This is a genomic window from Corallococcus terminator, from assembly GCF_049194865.1.
In the GTDB taxonomy this organism is placed as follows: Bacteria; Myxococcota; Myxococcia; order Myxococcales; family Myxococcaceae; genus Myxococcus; species Myxococcus terminator_A.
The window spans coordinates 58,464-75,977 of sequence record NZ_JBLZWL010000104.1 but is presented as its reverse complement, the minus strand read 5'-3'; the positions used below and the strand labels follow the sequence as shown (position 1 = coordinate 75,977).

The following is a 17,514-nucleotide window of genomic DNA, read 5'->3' as shown; positions in this document are numbered from 1 at the left end:
CCTCCGCGCCGTATGCGCCTGAAGCACCTCGCTCTCTCCGTCCTCCCCGCCGCCGCGGTCGTGGTGGCAATGGCCTGTTACTCGGACCCCGTGTACCCGGGCAATCAGCTGCTGGGCACCTTCCAGTTCGAGGCACGGTTGGACCCCGCCAACACCACCTGCGACGCGTCGATGCCGGAGTTCGCGCAGCTCGACGACGGCGGCGTGTTCCGCTTCGAGGGCACGTTCTCCAAGAACGACGACGGTGGCACCGGCTGGTTCACCGTGCAGGGCTTCGACCGCGAGGCGAAGTACGAGGGGCAGCTTGTCGACTCCGCGCTCAAGGCGACGGCGCCGCGCGCCTCGTGCGGCGCCGGCTGCAAGGACTCGCAGATTGAGGAGTCGCTCAAGGTCACCATCTTCAGCGACAGCCAGGCGGGCATCCTCAACCGCAACTGCGCCGCGTTCGACGGAGGCATCCCCGACGCCAGCCCGCCGGCCCCCACGGAGAACGGCTACGACGTGTCCCTGGCGTGTGGTTCGCTGACGGATGTCTTCCTGCCGGGCTCCTGTACGTGTACTCCCACGACGTGCAAGACGGCGTACAAGATTCAGGGAGTCCGGAGGGACTGATGGCGAAGCGTGCGGTGGTGTTGATTTCGGGCGGCCTGGACTCGACGACGTGCGTGGCCATGGCGAAGGCGAAGGGCTTCGAGCCGGTGTGTCTGGCCGTGGCGTATGGCCAGCGGCACGTGGTGGAGCTGGAGCGGGCCCGTGACGTCGCGCGCGCCATGGGCGTGAAGGACTTCCGGGTGGTGAACATCGACCTGCGCCAGATTGGCGGCTCGGCGCTCACCGCGGACATCGACGTGCCCAAGGACCGGCCGGCCGATGAGATGAGCCATGGAATCCCGGTGACGTACGTGCCGGCGCGCAACGCGCTGTTCCTCTCGCTGGCGCTGGGGCTCGCGGAGGTGGTGGGCTCGACGGACATCTACATCGGTGTCAACGCGGTGGACTACAGCGGCTATCCCGACTGCCGGCCGGAGTTCATCCGCTCGTTCGAGACGATGGCGAACCTGGCCACCAAGGCGGGCGTCGAGGGCGCGAGCTTCACCGTGCACGCGCCGCTGTCCGGGCTGACCAAGGCGGACATCATCCGCGAGGGCACGCGCCTGGGCGTGGACTACGGGATGACGCACTCCTGCTACGACCCGGACGCTCAGGGGCTCGCCTGCGGACGCTGTGACAGTTGCGTGCTGCGCAAGAAGGGCTTCGAGGAAGCCGGAGTCCCGGACCCGACGCGCTACACGGTGGGGGCATGAGCATGACGACGCGGCTGGGCTGGGCGGTGGTGTTGGGGCTGTGCGTGGGCGGCGAGGCGCTGGCCCAGGACGCTGGGGACCCGAAGCCCCCCGCGACGGCGAAGTCGAAGTCCACGCCGGGCAAGAGCGCGAAGCCGGGTGACATCGCGCCGCTCGTGGATGCGACGACGGTGGTGGAGGACCTGGCGCTCGACCTGAAGTACGCGACGGCGGACAACTTCCTGAAGAAGCAGGTGTACCCGGACACGGCGCGCTGCCTGCTGCTGCCGGAGTCCGCGCGCAAGCTGAAGGCGGCGGCGGACGTGCTGCGGCCCAAGGGCTACCGGCTCAAGGTCTACGACTGCTACCGGCCCCGGGCGGTGCAGTACGAGATGTGGAAGATCATGCCGGTTCCCGGCTACGTGGCGGACCCGAAGAAGGGCTCCAACCACAACCGGGGTGGCGCGGTGGACCTGACGATGGTGACGCTGGAGGGCAAGGAAGTGGAGATGCCCACCGCCTTCGACACCTTCACGCCCGCGGCGCACCACGGCTACGCCGGTGGCACCGAGGTGTCACGTCAGCATCGCGAGGTGTTGCGCGAGGCGATGGAGGGCGCGGGCTTCACTCCCAACCGCATGGAGTGGTGGCACTACGACCTGCCCGACGCGAAGTCCCGGCCGGTGCTGGACGTGCCCTTCTCTCCGGTGAAGTAGGGCGAGTGTCCACGTCGCCCCGGCTCCATGATGGAACCGTGATGAAGCCGGGCGTCACCTGCGGCACGCTGGGCTGAATCCGAAGGGAAGGCTCCGCCCGGTGTCCGCGTTGGTCCCATGATGAAGACCGCTCTCTTGCGCTCCCTGTGCGGTGTCCTCCTGTGCCTCGCCACGTCGGCGTGGGCCCAGGTGGGCTCGGTGTCGGGCGCGGTCCTCCATGCGCGCGGCCAGCAACCCCTCGCGGGGGTGAAGGTCTCCGCCACGTCCACGGCCCTGCCGTCGCCGCGCACCGTGCTGACAGACGCACGAGGCCACTACCAGCTCCCCTCGCTACCGGCGGGCCTCTACACGCTGCGCTTCGAGAAGGAGTCCTTCCAGGCCGTCACCCGCGCGGACGTGAAGGTGGAGGCAGGCCAGGCGCTCACGGTGCAGGTGGAGCTGTCGCCGCTGCCTCCCGCCGTGACGAGCGGCGCCGCGTCCCATCCCTTCTCGCCGCTGGCGCCGTTCGCTCCGCCGCTGCGGCTGGAGTCGGATGGTGTCGCGTGGATGGTCGTCCCGCGCGCGGGAGACATCCGCGACCGGGCGCCGCCCTGGGCGCTGCCGCAGGTGCCGGTGCTCGGGCCCGACGGGGCCATGGTGCAGAGCCTCTTCACGCCGGGCAGCAGGCCCCTGCGTGACTCGGACACGCGAGGCCATGGCGTCAATCCGACCATCGACACGGAGGAGGAGCGCATCTCCACGTACACGCTCCAGGTGAGCACGGCTTCGTACGCGCTGACGCGAGGCTATCTGGAGCGGGACTCCCTGCCGGCGGAGGAGGCCGTGCGGGTGGAGGACTTCGTCAACAGCTTCGGGCCGGGCGAGGACGGCGATGTGGTGGGCCCGTTCGCCATCCACGTGGAGGGCTTCCCGTCGCCCAGCCGCAAGGGCTACCACGTCGTGCGCGTGAGCGTGCGGGCCCTGGAGGCCTTCACCGACGTGGGCGTGCAGCTGGAGTTCGACCGGAAGGCCGTGGCCCGCTATCGGCTGGTGGGGTACGAGAACCAGTCCGCCACGCCCGAGCCGTTCGACGATGACGCGGAGCCCGTGCCCGTGCCGCTGGCCGCGGGCGCCTCCGTCACCGCCGTCTACGAGGTGAAGCTGATTGGCCCCGCCATCGCCTTCGGCACGCTGCGCGTCCTCTACGAAGAGGGCGAGAACACCATGTGGCGCCGGGTGCAGAAGCTGCTGCCCTCCAGCGTCCTGCGCTCGTCCGCCGCTCGCGTCGCTCCCGCCACTCGGCTGACGTACGTGGCCGCCGCCTTCGCGGAGAAGCTGCGGGGCTCGCCCTGGACGCGCACGCTCGACTGGGCGCGGCTCCATGCGCTCTGGCAGGAAGTCGGCGAGCCGCTGGCGGGTCGTCCGGACGTGGTGGAGCTGGGCGCGCTCATCAAGAAGGCGGGCGCGCTGGACCAGCGCAAGGACCGCTTCGGCCCCGCGGGCTCGCTGTCCAACATGGACCCCGACAACCTCCCGGGCCCCGGAAAGTAGCCGCGAGCATGCTCCGCAGGCTGCTGCCCATGCTTGTCGCGCTCGTGCTCGGCCTCGCCGGGCTCGGCTGGGGGCTGGGCTACCTCCATCGCATCTTCGCCAACGAGCGGGAGGACGCCCGGCTCTCACTCGACTCGCGACGCGAGGCGCTGGAGCAGTACGCCCGCGCGTCGCTGACGCAGTCGCTGCACGACAAGTTGGAGGCGGCGAAGCCCGCCCTGGAGGCCGCGGTGGCGGACCCGCTGGCTTCCGCCACGGGCCTGTATCTGCGCGAGCGCGGCACCCAGGTGCTGCCCCGGCTGGCGCTCCACGACACCGGAGACGTGTCGCCCGCCCGTGAGCGCTACGCGCGGCTGCGCGCGGGCACGGAGGTGGCCGAGGACCCGGAGGACCCGTGGGCGGAGCGGCTCGCGCGGACGCGGGCGGTGGAGCTGGCGCTCGCGCGCGGAGACCGCCGGGCCTCCACGGTGGCGCTGATGGCGCTGCTGCAACATCGCTCGCAATACGTGCTCGCCTCCACGCGGGACGTTCCGGGCCTGCTGGTGGTGCTGGAGTCGCTGGCGGAGCGCGGTGACCCGGTGCCGCAGCTCATGCAGGCGTTGGTGCGGGATGGACTGGCGGACGGCAAGGGCGGACGGCTGGATGGCCTCCAGCGGTTGCTGCTGTCGCGCCGCTCGCGCTTCACCCCGGCGGACTTCCAGTTCCTGATGGAGCGGGTGGCCGCGCTGTCCACGAAGGTGGGAGCGCCCGTGGACGACTTCGCGTCGCGCGCTCGCGAGCTGACGGCGAGCCCGCTGCCCCTGCCGGCTTCCCTCCTGGGTCCGGCCCTGGTGCGCGCCGGGTGGTACCTGGAGCCGCGCGGTGGCAACCAGGTGCGCGGCGTGGCGGTGGATGCCACGGAGTTGCTGTCGTCACTCACACGCGAGATGCGCGAGCGGGGGTTGCTGGACGCGGAGGGCAGCGTGCGACTGCTCGGAGACGCGCCGGTGCTGTCGCTGGACGCGCTGCCGCTGGCGGTGGCCACGCCCGAGTGGGCCCGGGCGGAGACCGCGCTGGAGCGCCGCTATCGATTGAAGACAGGTATGGTGGTGCTGTGCGCGGGGCTGGCCCTGGGCATCGCCGCGCTGGCCTTCCTCGCGCAGCACCGCAAGTACCGCTTCCTGGAGCTGAAGAGCGACTTCGTGGCCACCGTGTCGCACGAGCTGCGCACACCGCTGGCCTCCATCCGCCTGCTCGCGGAGACGCTCGAGTGGCGGCTCGCCGAGGGCACCGACGCCCGCGACTATCCGGCGCGCATCGTCCGCGAGGCGGATGGGCTGGGCTTCCTGGTGGAGAACCTCCTGTCCTTCAACCGCATCGACAAGGGCCGCTGGGTGCCGAGGCTGGAGCCGGTGCGTCTGGACGAGGTGGTGTCGCTCCTGCGCCGGGATTTGGAGTCCTGGTCGAAGGTCCCCGTGGAGCTGGAGGCGGAGGTGGGGGAGCTGACCCTGCGCGCCGACGCCCAGCTCCTGCGCCTGCTGCTCTCCAACCTCGCGCGCAACGCGTGTGCCTACAACACGCGCAGCCCCGTGCGCCTGCGCGTGGAGGCGCTGCCCGGCGGACGCGTGCGCTTCTCCGACAACGGCGTGGGGATTCCCCCGGCGGACTGGGAGCGCGTCTTCGGCGAGTTCGTGCGCCTGCCCGGACAGGGCCGGGAAGTGGCCGGCAGCGGCCTGGGCCTGGCGCTGTGCCGCCGCATCATGCGCCTTCACTCCGGTACCCTTCGCGTGGTGGCCTCCAGTCCCGAGGGCACCACCTTCGAACTCTCCTTTCCCCCGAACGCGACGCCATGAACCCCACCCAGCCCACCATCCTGCTCGTGGAGGATGACCCGAACCTGCGGCTCGCGCTGCGCGACAGCCTGGAGCACCAGGGCGGCTACGCCGTGGAAGAGGCCGCCACCGTGCGCGAGGCTCGCGAGCACCTGGCGCGCCGGACCTTCCAGCTCCTCCTCCTGGACGTCATGTTGCCGGACGGAGATGGCTACACGCTGTGCCGGACGCTGCGCGAGGAAGGCGTCACCTCACCCGTGCTGATGCTCACCGCGCGCACGCTGGAGGACGACGTCGTGCGAGGCTTCGAGGCCGGCGCGCAGGACTACCTGGGCAAGCCCTACCGCCTGCGCGAGCTGCTGGCCCGGGTGGGCGCGCTGGTGCGCCGCGCGGGTGGCGGTACTCCGGCGAAGCAGGTGCGCTTCGGCGGCTACCGGATGGACCTGGACCGCCGCAAGGTGGAGACGCCCGAGGGCGCCAGCGTGGAGCTGACGCGCACGGAGTTCGACCTGCTGGCCTTCCTGGTGCGCGAGCGTGAGCGCGTGCTGCGCCGCGACGACATCCTGGACGCGGTGTGGGGCCGTGACGTCGTCGTGGACCCGCACACCGTGGACAACTTCGTCTCCAGCCTGAAGAAGAAGCTCGGGTGGAACAGTGCCTCGCGCTTCGCCATCCAGACGGTGCGCGGCGTGGGCTACCGCATGGAAATCGAGGCGCCCTGACGCTCAGCGCAGCGGGTTGTGCAGCATCCGCTGCTCCAAATCCTCCAGCGCGGCGCGGCGCGGCTCCGTCGTCCGGGTCCGCATCGCCTGGATGAGTGACGGCGTCTCCGGTGCATCCACGCGCAACAGGGCCTGGGTGATGGCCTGCTGGACGTCGCCGGTGTGGTTCACCCAGGAGTTGACGAGGGCCTCGGCGGCCACGCGGCGCACGGCGCCTTCCTCCGCGCGAGACTTCGCCTGCGAGGTCTTCCACGCCCAGAAGGAGCCGACGTCGCCCAGCGCCACGGCGAGCCGACGCGTCTCCGAGGGCGGCGGATTGAGCGCGAGGGCCTCCGCCAACGCCTGCGCCATCACCAACCTGCGACACCGGCCCATGGCCTCGCGCACCGTCTCTCCGCGCGGGCCCTCCTGGCGGGACAGGACGATGAGCAGCGCCGCGGCCTCCGGGGACTCCAGCTTCGCCAGGGCCGTCGCCGCCGCGCGCCGCGCTGGACGCCGAGTCTCGGAGCCTTCCAGCAGGCTCTTCCACAGCGGCAAGAGCCGCGCGTCCCTCAAGTCACCCGTGGCCTCCACCATGCCCACCTGGAGGGCCATCTTCGCCGAGTCGCGCACGGGCTGCGGCGCCTGCCCCGCGTCGTCGAAGGCGAGCCGCTCCACCATGGGCCAAAGCGCCTGCGGGCCCAGGTCTCGGAACAGCGCGGCGGCGGCGGCGAGCGTGCCTCGCTTCCTCGCGTCCAGGACCGTCACCTGCGGGATGACCGCCTCCAGGCGCGCGAAGGCCTCGGGGGTCTCCTTGTGCGCGCGCGCCACCTCCTCCCGGAGCGCGCCCAGCCCATCGTCGGTGCCGGTCTGCGCGTGGGCGGATGGAGTGAACAGCGTCAGCAGCAGCGCGGCTCCCAGGCTCCAGCTCAGTGCGCGAATCATCGTCCGCTCTCCCACCACTTCGCTGAAGGCACGTCGCGCGCGCTGTTCGTCGCGCAGTGAATCTCGCCGCCGCCCACGTGGTAGAGGTCCCAGGTGTCCGTCCAGTGCACGCGGATGCCGTGCGGGGCCAGGGCCTCCTCGAGCTGGACCTTGAAGAGGTCCTTCCCGTCGATGACGAGCCCATGCGGGTCCGGCGCGACGACCAGCGAGGGCGACACCGACAGGAGGTTCACCGTCCCGGGTTGCAGCGCCGTGGCGCCGTTCGGCGCGCTCTGGAACAGGAAGGGCACGCGGACAATCTCCTCGTCGGTGAGGCCTGTCTCCGCGCGCAGGATGCGCAGTTGCTCGTCGATTTCGAGCGCCGCCCGCGCGCTGGTGTCCATCACCCCGGCGTGGTCCAGCAGCGCCGACACCGTCACCTCCGCGGGGCGGTCGTACAGCCAGCGCCTGCCCTCGAAGAGCTTGGCCTCGCCGTGTCCCTCCTCGTGGGCCTTCATCAACATGCGCCGCGCCTGGGCGGGGTCGGCCACCAGCGCAATCCAACCGCGAGGCGTGTTCGCGGGCAGGAAGCTGAGGGTCTCGTCCACGTGCGCCACCGCGAGCCAGGACGTGTCCACGTACACCACCGGCTGGACACCCTGCGCGTCCAACATCTTCGTGAAGCTGGGGTCGGGCTGGAAGTCGGGCTCGGAGCTGGGGCCACGGCCGCGCAGCAGGCGCCCCAGGGGATACTTCACGCCGTCCTTCTCATAGGGAGGAATGACCTCCGTGTTGCCCAGGGAGTTGAGCGTCTGGGATTCGGCGGACAGGCCCGTCTGGTATTGCTGCACCGCCGCCTGGTCCCTGCCTCGGAGCCAGTAGACGATGCGCCCCGCCTCGCGGAGCGGAACCCGCGACGAGTTCCAGTTCACGTTGGCCGCGCGGTAGTTGACCTGGATGACGTGCTGGCTTCCGCGCCCTCCCAGCTTGGGCATCGACATGTACGCGGGCTCGAAATAGTCCTGCGCCCACAGGTCCTCCACCGCGAACTCGGAGAAGGCCGTCGGCTCACCCGACTCCGCGAGCGCTCCGCCCAGCTCCTGCCGGAAGCGCGACGAGTCCTCGTCAGCCAGCCGAGACACGTAGACGTTCCGCACGGGCGTCAGGTGATGGAACATCACCACCGGCGCGACACGCAGGCGCACGGTGTCCTGGAAGCGCTCTCCGGGCCGGTCCACGTGGTAGATGGTCAGCACCACGTCCGCGTACCCGTCCCACACCTCCGGGTCCCTCACGATGTCCTTCGCTTCGATGGCGAGGTTCACCCCCTCCCTCAAGTCCCTCGCGGACAGGGGCAGGATGTTGGGGATGCGGAACGCGAAGAACTCGTCGCCGAGCTGCTTGAACAGGCGCACCTTCTCGCCCGCGGGCCCTCCCACGGAGATGCTGCCCACCGCGTAGTCCGGCGCCTCCGACCAGCGCTCCACGCGCAGCCGCGCCAGGTCCCACAGGTCCTCGTCTCCGTTGACCTCCGCGTCCGCCGCGTCGTTGCAGGCCTCCAGCGCGTCATCGCTCATGGCGGAGGGAGACATGCTGAAGGCACACCGCTTCTGGTCGTCGTCGATGTTGGCCAGGAAGATGGCGCCCCGGTCGGCGGTCCACGCCTCTTCGTCCGCCTCGTCCGCCGCGCTTATCGCGCCGTCGCGATTCACGTCCGCGAGCAGGTTCACATGCGGCTCGAAGGGCGCGGTGAGTCGGTCCGAGGTGCCGCTCGTGTCGTTGTCCCAGTCAAAGGCGTCGCAGCCGCTGACCAGCATCAGCGAGAGCAGCACGCCCAGGGCCGCTCTCGGCGGTACGCGCACATCGGGTGGAGGGCTCATGAAGGTCCGGGGCGATGGCTGACCGGCCAGGTGCCGGGGAGCACCCATCCATCGTTTGCATGCATACGAATGGCATCCTGGCCCCAGGTTCAAGCGACGAATGGTGCGTCCAGGGGCGGCCCTCGCGCGGCAAGTGATGGTTGACATCGTGTGTGCTTTCGTCGAGGCGGCCCCTGGGGAGGGCAGACGAGCGGGGTTGAACGCGCCGTAACTTCGGATGCCTCCGTGGGTTTCAGTTCCCGTCATGCGCCTCGTGTCCCTCTGTTCCCTGGTGGTGGTGCTGCTCTCATGTGCGAGCAGTCCCCACCCTGTTCGTGGTGAGGCGCCGCCGGACTTCGGTCCGGGCGCGGAGGTGCACCTGCTCCAGCGGTGGGCCTTCGGTCCGTCGGAGCGGGATGTGGCGGAGGTCCGCCGGCTGGGCGTGCGGGGGTGGGTGGAGGCGCGGCTCGCGCGGAAGGACGCCCCGGTGTCTCCGGAGCTGGCGGCGAAGCTCCAGGAGTTGCCCACCCTGACGATGTCGATGGCCCAGCTCGTCAGCGAGTACCCCGGCAAGAAGGAGCGGGAGCAGGCGCTGCTGGATGGCCGCGAGCTGATGCGGCCCGCGCGCATCGGACTGGAGCTGTCCGCCGCCAAGGTGCTCCGGGCGGTGGAGGGGCCCAATCCGCTCGAAGAGGTGCTGGTGGACTTCTGGTTCAACCACTTCAACGTGTCCGCGGACAAAGGCGCGGTGCGGTGGATGGTGACGTCCTACGAGCGTGACGCCATCCGCCCGCATGTCCTCGGACGCTTCAGGGATTTGCTCGGGGCGACGGCGCGCCACCCGGCGATGCTCTTCTATCTGGACAACTGGAGGAGCACTCGCGACGGGATGCCTCGGCCCGGCCAGCGGCTGGCGAAGCGCGGTGTGGAGCCGATGATGATGGAGGAGGACGGCGACGACGAGCCCGCTGCGTCCGAGCCGAAGCCGGGCCTCAACGAGAACTACGCGCGCGAGCTGCTGGAGTTGCACACGCTCGGCGTGGACGGAGGCTATTCGCAGCAGGACGTGCGAGAGGTCGCGCGCAGCTTCACGGGGTGGAGCATCCGGCGCCCGCGCCACGAGCCAGAGTTCGTCTTCCGGCGGCGGGCGCATGACGTGGAGGCCAAGCAGGTCCTCGGGCAGGTGATTCCCGCGCGAGGTGGCGTGGAGGATGGAGAGAAGGTGTTGGACCTGCTCGCGCGCCACCCGGCGACCGCGCGACACCTCGCGACGAAGCTGGCGCGACGCTTCGTCTCGGACACGCCGCCGCCCGCGCTGGTGGAGCGGTTGGCGAAGGTGTTCCTCGACTCGGACGGGGACTTGCCCACGATGTATCGCGCGCTCATCGACTCGCCGGAGTTCTGGGCACCCGAGGCGCGCGGGGCGAAGGTGAAGACGCCGTTCGAGTTCGTCGTGTCGGCGCTGCGCGCGACGGGAGCGCAGGTGGAGGTGCGTCCCAGGTTGGTGCAGGCGCTGGCGAGGATGGGTGAGCCGCCCTACCGCGCGCCCGCACCCACGGGGTTTCCGGAGGTGGCGGCGCCGTGGGTGAACAGTGGCGCGCTGGTGGCTCGGCTCAACTTCAGTCTGGATTTGGTGTCGGGGCGACTGCCGGGTGCGCGCGTGTCACTGGCGTCACTCGCCACGCCGTCGACGCCTACCGCGGAGGCCTGGGTGGACACGCTGGGGCGCGCGCTGTTGGGGACGGCGCCCTCGGAGGAGACACGCGCCACGGTGCTCGCGGCGCTGTCCAGACGCACCGAGGCCGCCAGCGCCGAAGGAGAACCGAGCCCGGTGGACGTGCAGCTCGTTGCCGGCTTGTTGCTCGGCTCGCCGGAGTTCCAGCGGCAATAGGCAGCTCTCGTCAGGAACCTGACGCTGGCTTGATCGGTTTGCCTGTATTGCCGTAATTTTCGGCACTGGCCCGGGTGGCGTATTGATTGCCCGGCCCCAATCGAGTCAGGAGCTCCCTTGTGAAGACGTTTCAGCTGAGACGGGGCGCCGGAAGTCCATCCTCCGCGCCGCTTGCGTGGTGTCTGGATTCACGTGGTCCCTTGCGTGTCGCCGTGATGTCGATGGTGGTGGCGCTGATGGGCTGTCAGGTCGAGGGGCTCGACGAAGACGTCGCGAACCTCCAGGAAGGAACCGCCACCGAGGCCGTGCTGGAGCGACACCCTCGCGACCTTCCGGTGGACAGCGGCTATGTGGATGCACGGGGCATCGAACACCACCTGAGCGCCAATGCGAGCACCCGTCGCACGGTGAGGGCACATGTGGACTATCCGGGATGTGAGTTCGACTACGCCGATGCTTCCAATCTTTCCTACCGGGGCTACACCGTCACGGGGAGCAACGGCGTTCGCAACGTCCGCGTATCCTGGTGGCACGCTGTCCCGGCCGATATCGCACTGCTGCCAGGCTCGAGTAATTCCTATGCGCGGACCCGGCTCACCCAGGCCCCTGGATGCGGGACGAACAGCGCCTACACGACGGCTCCGGTGAGCGTCACCTTTCTCAACAGCTATACGGATACCTGGACGGGCTTGGTCGTCAATCGATACGAGGTCTCACACACGTTCCAGGTCAGTGATGTCGACTTCGGGCAATACTCCGGATTCTCATCCACGTTCCGGCTCATGACCGACTGTGGAGGCCTGGGCGCGGTCTTCCCCCAGACCCAGTCAGATGTCTTCTCTCCCCAGGATTTGCTGGCCGCGGGGGATGAGACTTCGTTGTCGGTGCGAACCGATGCCAGTATCTGGGGCGCGGGCTTCAGTGGATATGGAAGCCTGGGAGACGACTACCCTCAGGACCACACCGCGCAGAATCCGCTGAAGGTGTCGGTATTGAGTTGCATGAAGGCGGTGTCGACCTCGTACCTGAGCGTCATGGGGCTGCGTTCCGACGGCACGGTCTGGGGATGGGGCAACAACTTCTTTGGCCAATTGGGCATCGGAACCATCTCCTCTGCCCACTACACCCCCACGCAGGTGCAGAACCTCACCAATGTCCGAGTTGTCTCGGCCGGTCCCTTTCACTCACTTGCGCTGAGAGGAGATGGAACCGTCTGGGCTTGGGGGAATGGTTACTATGGGAAGCTTGCGACTGGAACGGAGGACTCCACGAGCGTCCCGGTCCTGGCGACGACCCTCACGGGGCTCATCTCGGTTTCGGCGGGAGGTTCGCACAGCATGGCCTTGCGGTCCGACGGCACCGTCTGGACTTGGGGAGGGAATGGAGCGGGCCAGCTGGGTGATGGCACGACGACACAGCGCAATCTCCCCGTGCAGACGACGGGATTGAGCGGCGTCATCTCCATTTCGGCTGGGGACGGTCACTCGCTCGCACTCAAGTCAGACGGCACGCTCTGGGCCTGGGGACATAACACCAACGGCCAGCTCGGTGATGGCACGACGATCCACCGCAATACAGCCGCCATGATTCCAGGCCTCGTCAACGTCGTCGCCATGTCAGCGGGAACGCGCCATTCGCTCGCGCTCAAGGCGGATGGCACGGTCTGGGCCTGGGGGTTCAACGACAAGGGGCAACTGGGGGATGGCACGGTCATGACGCGGCTCTCACCGGTGCAGGTGTCCGGCTTCGAGCGCGGGGTGGCGGTGAAGGCGGGATTCGACCATTCCCTGGCCATGCGTGCTGATGGTGTTGTCTGGACCTGGGGCGCCAACGTGGCCGGACAGGCTGGCAACGGAACGGAAGGCAACCACCACCTCACTCCGATTCTCTCGTCCTTGCGTTGATGGACGCGTGAATCAGCGCTCCTCGCACCCAGCCACCTGACCGAGGCGGCTGGGGCCTTGATGAGGGCTCTCGTCCGGACCGACCCAGGGCGCGAACTCCTCGTGAATGAGGTTAGAGTTCCAGCCATGGACAGAGTCGCCCTCTTCTTCTGGCTGTGGGTGCTGTTCCTCGCGGTCAACGTGATGTGGGCGCTGGCGCAGGCGGTGGTGGCGAGTGCCTTCGGGGCGCGACCGCTCGCGGTGCGAATCGGGTACGGGCCCCAGCTGGTGGCGTGGCGCATGGCGGGCATCGGCTGGAGCCTGCACCCCATCACCCTGGGCAGCTCCGCGTCGTTCGTGCCTGAAGCCGAGGAAGGTTCGACGGAGCCGCTCAAGAGTCGGCTGCTCGCGCTCCCACCACCGCTGCATGCCCTGGCCCTGGCGGTCCCCTGGTACGTGCAGATTGGCGTCGCCATGGCGTGCCTGGGCCCCGCGGAGGGCTTCCATCAGTTCACCGAGGGCTTCCCCGCCGTGTTCAACCTCGCCGCGCTGCCAGGCCGCGTGGAGCGCTTCGTCGGGTTGCTGCGCGAGGGAGAGCTGGTGCGGGCGTGGGGCATCATGAGCGCGCGGATGGCGTCCCTGAACCTGCTCCCCATTCCCTCACTGGCGGGCGGCTACCTGATGCTCCTGCCCTGGCGTGACAAGTCGCCGACTCCGACGTGGGTGCGTCCGGTCGCCGCCGTCCTGCTCGCCATCTCGCTCCTCTGGGCCGTGTGGGTGGCGTCCCTCTTCGTCAGGGCCATTCTCTAGTCACGAGGGGACATGGCGCTCGACTTGCGGCTGCGCATCACCGAGTCCGGCGGAAGAGCGGGGCCGACAGGCGAAGAGTCCGTCCCCGCCCACAACCGGACGATGCAGGTCCGGCTGGAGAAGGACTGGCTTCGCTATCGCGAAACCATCGGGACGGACGTCCTCCTGGATTTCGCTCGCCGCCGTCGCATCGTGCTCGACGAGGCCGTGCGGACGTACCGGGAGGAGTCGCTGTTCGCGACCGTGGGCTTTCGTCACATGGAGCTGGCCAACCGCGAGCTGGGGCGGTCCGTCATCGCGGCCGGGAAGGGCGACACGTCGGAATTCGAGCCCGTCATGGTGGAGCACCACCTCTCGGTGCTCGACAAGTCGCGAGGGCGGACGATTGATACCGAGGCCCCTCGAAGCGGCGGGCTCCGTGGCTTCTTCCGGTCCGTCACGGGCGGGTCGAAGCGGAGCGATATCGCGGTCGCGTCCGAGCAGGGGCACACCGTGTTCGCCACCGCCGCGGGACGCCGCCTGTTCTCGTTCTCGGACGAGGGGATGGATGCCGAGCCAGAGCAGGTCCGACAGTTCGTCCGGTTCCTGCGCTACCACTACCTGGGCCACCCGCTCATCCTGGAGCGGCTGGCCTCGGGCAACCGCATCCCTCGCGACCTCCACTACTTCGCGAGGCAGCCGTTCGAGTCCCAGGGACATGAAGTCTCGCTGCGCGTCCACACCGTCGACGTCGTGCCCGATGCCGCGCTTCCTCTCGAGGGCCATTGTCGGGTGCTGCGCTCCAACGAGGACAGGCCCGTCAACGCCTCCATCGAGCGCGTGCTCCTGGGAGAGGTGCCCGACACCGAGGAGGTGGTGACGCGACGGATGGCGGAGGCGCAGCAATCCCTCCGCGTCGGTCGCAGGCTCGAAGGGGCGCTCACGTTGCTGGAGCTGACCCTGGAGGCGGATGTGTCGCTGCCGGAGCTCGGGTCCCTCTTGCAGCAGGAGACCGATGTGCACGTGCAGCGGCTGCGGGAGGCCCTGACGCAGCCTCCTCGCAACGAGGCGGAGGCCCGGGCCGTGGTCTCCACCTACGTCGAGCTGAGGAAGTCCGCGGGAAACCGGGCGCATGTCCTCAATACGTTCCAGGCCGCCACCCACCGCGCGCTCCGGGAGGATGCGGAGGCGCGCGAACTGCTGCTCGTCGCGCTCGAGGTCAACCCGTTCCTCGCGGGGGCCTACAAGGACCTGGGTGACATCTACTTGAGCGAATACGCGACGTGGGATGCCTGGCTGTGCTGGGAGGCGGTCCGGAAGCTCGCCCCGGAGCATCGACTGTTGAAGGACGTCAACGCGTGGGAAGACACTCTGGCGGCCGAGCATCCAGAGTATTTTTGAGACCGAGGTTCGTAACTTCCGTCGGGGTCCGGTGTTGGGTCGCTGGTGCCACTCGAAACCATGAGCTTGCCGCTGTCCCGACGCCTCTTGCTGCGCGCCCTGGGTCTCTCCGGTGTGGGGCTGGCCTTCGCTCCGGTGCTCTCCAGTCGAGCACTCGCCGCACCCGCCGCGCGCGGCACCCTGGTGACGGTGTTCCTGCGCGGAGGCGTGGATGGCCTCTCCCTGGTGCCTCCCGTGGAGGACGCGGCCTATCACCGCGCGAGGCCCACGCTGGCGCTGCGCGCGACGGGAGAGGGCGCCGCGTTGAAGCTGTCGGGACCCTTCGGCCTGCATCCCCGGCTGGAGCCCTTGCTGCCGCTGTGGAGCGAGGGCCACCTGGCGGTGCTGCACGGAGTCGGACTGCCTACGCCCGTGCGCTCGCACTTCGACGCGCAGGACTTCGTGGAGTCGGGGACGCCGGGCCGCAAGTCGACGCCGGACGGGTGGCTCAACCGCGCCCTCATCGCAGAGGAGTCCGCCGCGCCGCTGCGGGCCGTGGCCCTGCAAGCCACGCTGCCTCGCGCGCTGTTCGGTGACGCGGGCGCGCTGGCGATGGGCCGGCTGGAGGAGTTCCGTCTCCGCGCGGGCAAGCGGGGCGCCGAGGCGACGCGCGGCTTCGCGGCGCTCTACGCGGGCGCGGTGGACGAGGCGCTGCGCACCACGGGCCAGGGCGCCTTCGATGCGCTCTCCCAGTTGAATGAGGAGCAACTGGCGCGGCTGCCTCCCACGTCGGGCGTGGAGTATCCGCGCGGCCAGCTGGGCCAGCGGCTGGGTGACATCGCGCGGCTCATCCGGGGCGACGTGGGCCTGGAAGTGGCGGCGACGGAGATGGGCGGCTGGGACACGCACGCGGCGCAGGGCGCGGCCACGGGCACCTTCGCCAACCGGTGCGCGGAGCTGGCGGGCGCGCTGTCCGCCTTCGCGCGGGACGTGGGGCCGCTCTTGGAGCGGGTGACGGTGGTGGTGCTGACGGAGTTCGGCCGCACGGTGCGGGAGAACGGCAGTCGCGGGACGGACCACGGCGTGGGCAGCGCGATGCTGGTGCTCGGCGGCATGGTGAAGGGCGGCCGGGTCTACGGGCGCTTCGAGTCGCTCACCCCGGACCGGCTCCAGGACGGCCGGGACGTGCCCGCGTGGACGGACGTGCGCGCGCCGCTGGCCGAGGCGCTGCGCTCCTGTCGCCCTGGCGTGGACCTGACCCGGGTGTTCCCCGGCTTCACTCCGGGCCCGTCGCTGGGCCTCTTCGCGTAGCGCGGGCCAGGATGGGGCAGACTGGAGGGACTCTCATGGTCCGGCCACGTCGCGTGCTCCTCATCGTCCTCTCCGTCTTCGCTGTGGTGTACCTGGTCCTGTGTGTCGCGGCCTTCACGCTCCAGCGCCCAATGCTCTACCCGGCACCGAAGGCCCCCGTGCCGCTGCCAGCCGAGCTCGGCTTCCGGCGCCTGCCACTGCCGGGTGAGGCGTACGTGGACGTGCTCCAGCTCCCCGGGCCTCCAGGCGCGCCGACGGTGGTGCACTTCCATGGCAACGGCGAGCAGTTGCTGGACCAGCACGACCTGGGCACGGTGATGAACCAGAACGGGCTGGGCTTCCTGGCCGTCGAGTACCCGGGTTATGGCGCCTCGCCCGGACAGCCCTCGGAGCAGGGCATCTACGAGGCGGCCGAGGCGGCGCTGGCGATGCTGCGAGGGCAGGGCGTGACGCCCGAGCGCACCGTGCTCAGTGGTCGCAGCCTGGGCACGGGCGTCGCGGTGGAGATGGCGCGCCGGGGACATGGCTCGCGCATCATGCTGGTGGCGCCCTACACCTCCATCCCAGAGGTGGCGGCGCGGGCGTTTCCGTTCCTCCCCGTGTCCCTGTTGATGAGGGACCGCTTCGACACCACGTCGAAGGCGCCGGACATCACCCTGCCGGTGCTCATCATCCATGGAGAGCAGGACACGCTCATCCCGGTGGAGATGGGGCGCAGGCTGGGCACGCGCTTCCCTCACGCCACCGTGGAGACGGTGGCTGGGGCGGGCCACAACGATGTGCTGGAGCAGTCAGGGCTCGAGCGCGTGCGCCGCATGGCCGTGTTCGCGCTGGGCGGAAGCTGAGCGGCCCTCAGGGCGCGAAGGTCATCCGCGCCCCGAGGTGTGTCGTCAGTGGACCTGCGAGGGTGACTCCGTATCGACGGACATCTCCCGCATCAGCTCCGCGGTCTCCTCCGCGCCGAGCTGCTTCACCAGATCCGCCTGCGCCACCATGCCGCAGACGGTGCTGTCGTTGTCGAGCACCACCATGCGACGGACCTGGTTCTGCTCCATCAACTCCAGGCAATCCTCCAGGCTGGTGTCGCGAAACACGGTGGCCGCGGGGGTGGACATCGCATCGCTCACGTTGAGCATGTAGGGGTCCTTCCCCTTGGCGATGATGCGACAGGTGATGTCCCGGTCGGTGATGACGCCGATGGGCCTGTTATCCACATCGATGATGGGCAGGGCCCCGCAGTCGCACTCCACCATCCACCGCGCGGCCTGCTCGATGCCGGTGTCCGGCAGGCAGGTGACGGGGTTCTCGGACATGACTTCTTCGACGTTCATGGTGTCCTCCCGGGGCGTGTGACTCTCCCTGGGAAGGTGAGCCTCGTCGTGGAAGACGACAGGGTGCATCCCAGGCGTCCGCTGTTCGGTCGGCCCGGGATGCGG

General features: G+C 69.6%; 15 protein-coding genes. 12 read left to right on the top strand and 3 right to left on the bottom strand.

Features of this window, described 5'->3' with window-relative positions:
* Positions 1 to 12: 12 nt before the first annotated feature.
* The 6 genes from ACN469_RS31190 to ACN469_RS31165 all read left to right on the top strand — a co-directional run bounded on the left by ACN469_RS31190 (position 13) and on the right by ACN469_RS31165 (position 6,062).
* The gene (locus ACN469_RS31190; protein WP_498773791.1) at positions 13 to 612 is read left to right on the top strand and encodes a hypothetical protein; all 600 of its coding nucleotides are present in this window, start codon (positions 13 to 15) and stop codon (positions 610 to 612) included.
* On the top strand, positions 612 to 1,304 hold the full coding sequence (gene queC / locus ACN469_RS31185) for a 7-cyano-7-deazaguanine synthase QueC (protein ID WP_498773789.1): 693 nt from the start codon (positions 612 to 614) through the stop codon (positions 1,302 to 1,304). The genes ACN469_RS31190 and queC overlap by 1 nt, the downstream gene beginning before the upstream one ends.
* Before the next feature lie 2 nt (positions 1,305 to 1,306).
* The gene (gene ddpX, locus ACN469_RS31180) at positions 1,307 to 1,999 is read left to right on the top strand and encodes a D-alanyl-D-alanine dipeptidase (protein WP_498774131.1); all 693 of its coding nucleotides are present in this window, start codon (positions 1,307 to 1,309) and stop codon (positions 1,997 to 1,999) included.
* Between the two features lie 117 nt (positions 2,000 to 2,116).
* Entirely contained in the window at positions 2,117 to 3,529 is a 1,413-nt protein-coding gene (locus ACN469_RS31175; RefSeq protein WP_498773787.1) for a YfbK domain-containing protein, read from the top strand.
* A gap of 8 nt (positions 3,530 to 3,537) precedes the next feature.
* The gene (locus ACN469_RS31170) at positions 3,538 to 5,361 is read left to right on the top strand and encodes a sensor histidine kinase (RefSeq protein WP_498773786.1); all 1,824 of its coding nucleotides are present in this window, start codon (positions 3,538 to 3,540) and stop codon (positions 5,359 to 5,361) included.
* Complete coding sequence (locus ACN469_RS31165; protein ID WP_498773784.1) at positions 5,358 to 6,062, top strand: response regulator transcription factor; 705 nt, start codon at positions 5,358 to 5,360, stop codon at positions 6,060 to 6,062. Before ACN469_RS31170 ends, ACN469_RS31165 begins: the two co-directional genes overlap by 4 nt.
* Before the next feature lie 3 nt (positions 6,063 to 6,065).
* On the opposite strand, the gene ACN469_RS31160 is transcribed toward ACN469_RS31165, so the two are convergent.
* Both ACN469_RS31160 and ACN469_RS31155 read right to left on the bottom strand, forming a co-directional pair.
* Positions 6,066 to 6,986 (bottom strand): hypothetical protein, encoded by a 921-nt coding sequence (locus ACN469_RS31160; RefSeq protein ID WP_498773782.1) that lies wholly within the window; start codon positions 6,984 to 6,986, stop codon positions 6,066 to 6,068.
* Positions 6,983 to 8,845, bottom strand: a complete 1,863-nt coding sequence (locus ACN469_RS31155; protein ID WP_498773780.1) for a protein-arginine deiminase family protein — start codon at positions 8,843 to 8,845, stop codon at positions 6,983 to 6,985. Before ACN469_RS31155 ends, ACN469_RS31160 begins: the two co-directional genes overlap by 4 nt.
* A gap of 244 nt (positions 8,846 to 9,089) precedes the next feature.
* Between ACN469_RS31155 and ACN469_RS31150 the strand changes: the two genes are divergently transcribed.
* The 6 genes from ACN469_RS31150 (at position 9,090) to ACN469_RS31125 (ending at position 16,923) form a co-directional block, all read left to right on the top strand.
* The gene (locus ACN469_RS31150; protein WP_498773778.1) at positions 9,090 to 10,715 is read left to right on the top strand and encodes a DUF1800 domain-containing protein; all 1,626 of its coding nucleotides are present in this window, start codon (positions 9,090 to 9,092) and stop codon (positions 10,713 to 10,715) included.
* Between the two features lie 200 nt (positions 10,716 to 10,915).
* Entirely contained in the window at positions 10,916 to 12,619 is a 1,704-nt protein-coding gene (locus ACN469_RS31145; protein ID WP_498773776.1) for an RCC1 domain-containing protein, read from the top strand.
* Positions 12,620 to 12,745: 126 nt separating this feature from the next.
* On the top strand, positions 12,746 to 13,408 hold the full coding sequence (locus tag ACN469_RS31140; RefSeq protein WP_498773774.1) for a site-2 protease family protein: 663 nt from the start codon (positions 12,746 to 12,748) through the stop codon (positions 13,406 to 13,408).
* A gap of 12 nt (positions 13,409 to 13,420) precedes the next feature.
* Positions 13,421 to 14,788, top strand: a complete 1,368-nt coding sequence (locus ACN469_RS31135; RefSeq protein WP_498773772.1) for a tetratricopeptide repeat protein — start codon at positions 13,421 to 13,423, stop codon at positions 14,786 to 14,788.
* Between the two features lie 60 nt (positions 14,789 to 14,848).
* Positions 14,849 to 16,078, top strand: coding sequence for a DUF1501 domain-containing protein (locus ACN469_RS31130; protein ID WP_498773770.1), 1,230 nt, complete (start codon positions 14,849 to 14,851; stop codon positions 16,076 to 16,078).
* Between the two features lie 35 nt (positions 16,079 to 16,113).
* The gene (locus ACN469_RS31125; protein ID WP_498773768.1) at positions 16,114 to 16,923 is read left to right on the top strand and encodes an alpha/beta hydrolase; all 810 of its coding nucleotides are present in this window, start codon (positions 16,114 to 16,116) and stop codon (positions 16,921 to 16,923) included.
* A 45-nt stretch (positions 16,924 to 16,968) separates the two neighbouring features.
* Here ACN469_RS31125 and ACN469_RS31120 read toward each other — a convergent pair whose 3' ends face one another.
* Positions 16,969 to 17,409 carry a CBS domain-containing protein gene (locus ACN469_RS31120; RefSeq protein WP_498773767.1) on the bottom strand — a complete coding sequence of 147 codons (441 nt, stop codon included), beginning with the start codon at positions 17,407 to 17,409 and terminating at the stop codon, positions 16,969 to 16,971.
* Positions 17,410 to 17,514 lie beyond the last annotated feature (105 nt).

Bases quoted from the DNA above. Each gene is read 5' to 3' on its own strand.
- ACN469_RS31165 (WP_498773784.1), top strand. From the start codon at position 5,358: ATGAACCCCACCCAGCCCACCATCCTGCTCGTGGAGGATGACCCGAAC.
- ACN469_RS31120 (WP_498773767.1), bottom strand. From the start codon at position 17,409: ATGAACGTCGAAGAAGTCATGTCCGAGAACCCCGTCACCTGCCTGCCG.
- ACN469_RS31140 (WP_498773774.1), top strand. From the start codon at position 12,746: ATGGACAGAGTCGCCCTCTTCTTCTGGCTGTGGGTGCTGTTCCTCGCG.
- ACN469_RS31125 (WP_498773768.1), top strand. From the start codon at position 16,114: ATGGTCCGGCCACGTCGCGTGCTCCTCATCGTCCTCTCCGTCTTCGCT.
- ACN469_RS31150 (WP_498773778.1), top strand. From the start codon at position 9,090: ATGCGCCTCGTGTCCCTCTGTTCCCTGGTGGTGGTGCTGCTCTCATGT.
- ACN469_RS31170 (WP_498773786.1), top strand. From the start codon at position 3,538: ATGCTCCGCAGGCTGCTGCCCATGCTTGTCGCGCTCGTGCTCGGCCTC.
- ACN469_RS31135 (WP_498773772.1), top strand. From the start codon at position 13,421: ATGGCGCTCGACTTGCGGCTGCGCATCACCGAGTCCGGCGGAAGAGCG.
- ACN469_RS31130 (WP_498773770.1), top strand. From the start codon at position 14,849: ATGAGCTTGCCGCTGTCCCGACGCCTCTTGCTGCGCGCCCTGGGTCTC.
- ACN469_RS31190 (WP_498773791.1), top strand. From the start codon at position 13: ATGCGCCTGAAGCACCTCGCTCTCTCCGTCCTCCCCGCCGCCGCGGTC.
- queC (WP_498773789.1), top strand. From the start codon at position 612: ATGGCGAAGCGTGCGGTGGTGTTGATTTCGGGCGGCCTGGACTCGACG.
- ACN469_RS31155 (WP_498773780.1), bottom strand. From the start codon at position 8,845: ATGAGCCCTCCACCCGATGTGCGCGTACCGCCGAGAGCGGCCCTGGGC.
- ACN469_RS31160 (WP_498773782.1), bottom strand. From the start codon at position 6,986: ATGATTCGCGCACTGAGCTGGAGCCTGGGAGCCGCGCTGCTGCTGACG.
- ACN469_RS31175 (WP_498773787.1), top strand. From the start codon at position 2,117: ATGATGAAGACCGCTCTCTTGCGCTCCCTGTGCGGTGTCCTCCTGTGC.
- ddpX (WP_498774131.1), top strand. From the start codon at position 1,307: ATGACGACGCGGCTGGGCTGGGCGGTGGTGTTGGGGCTGTGCGTGGGC.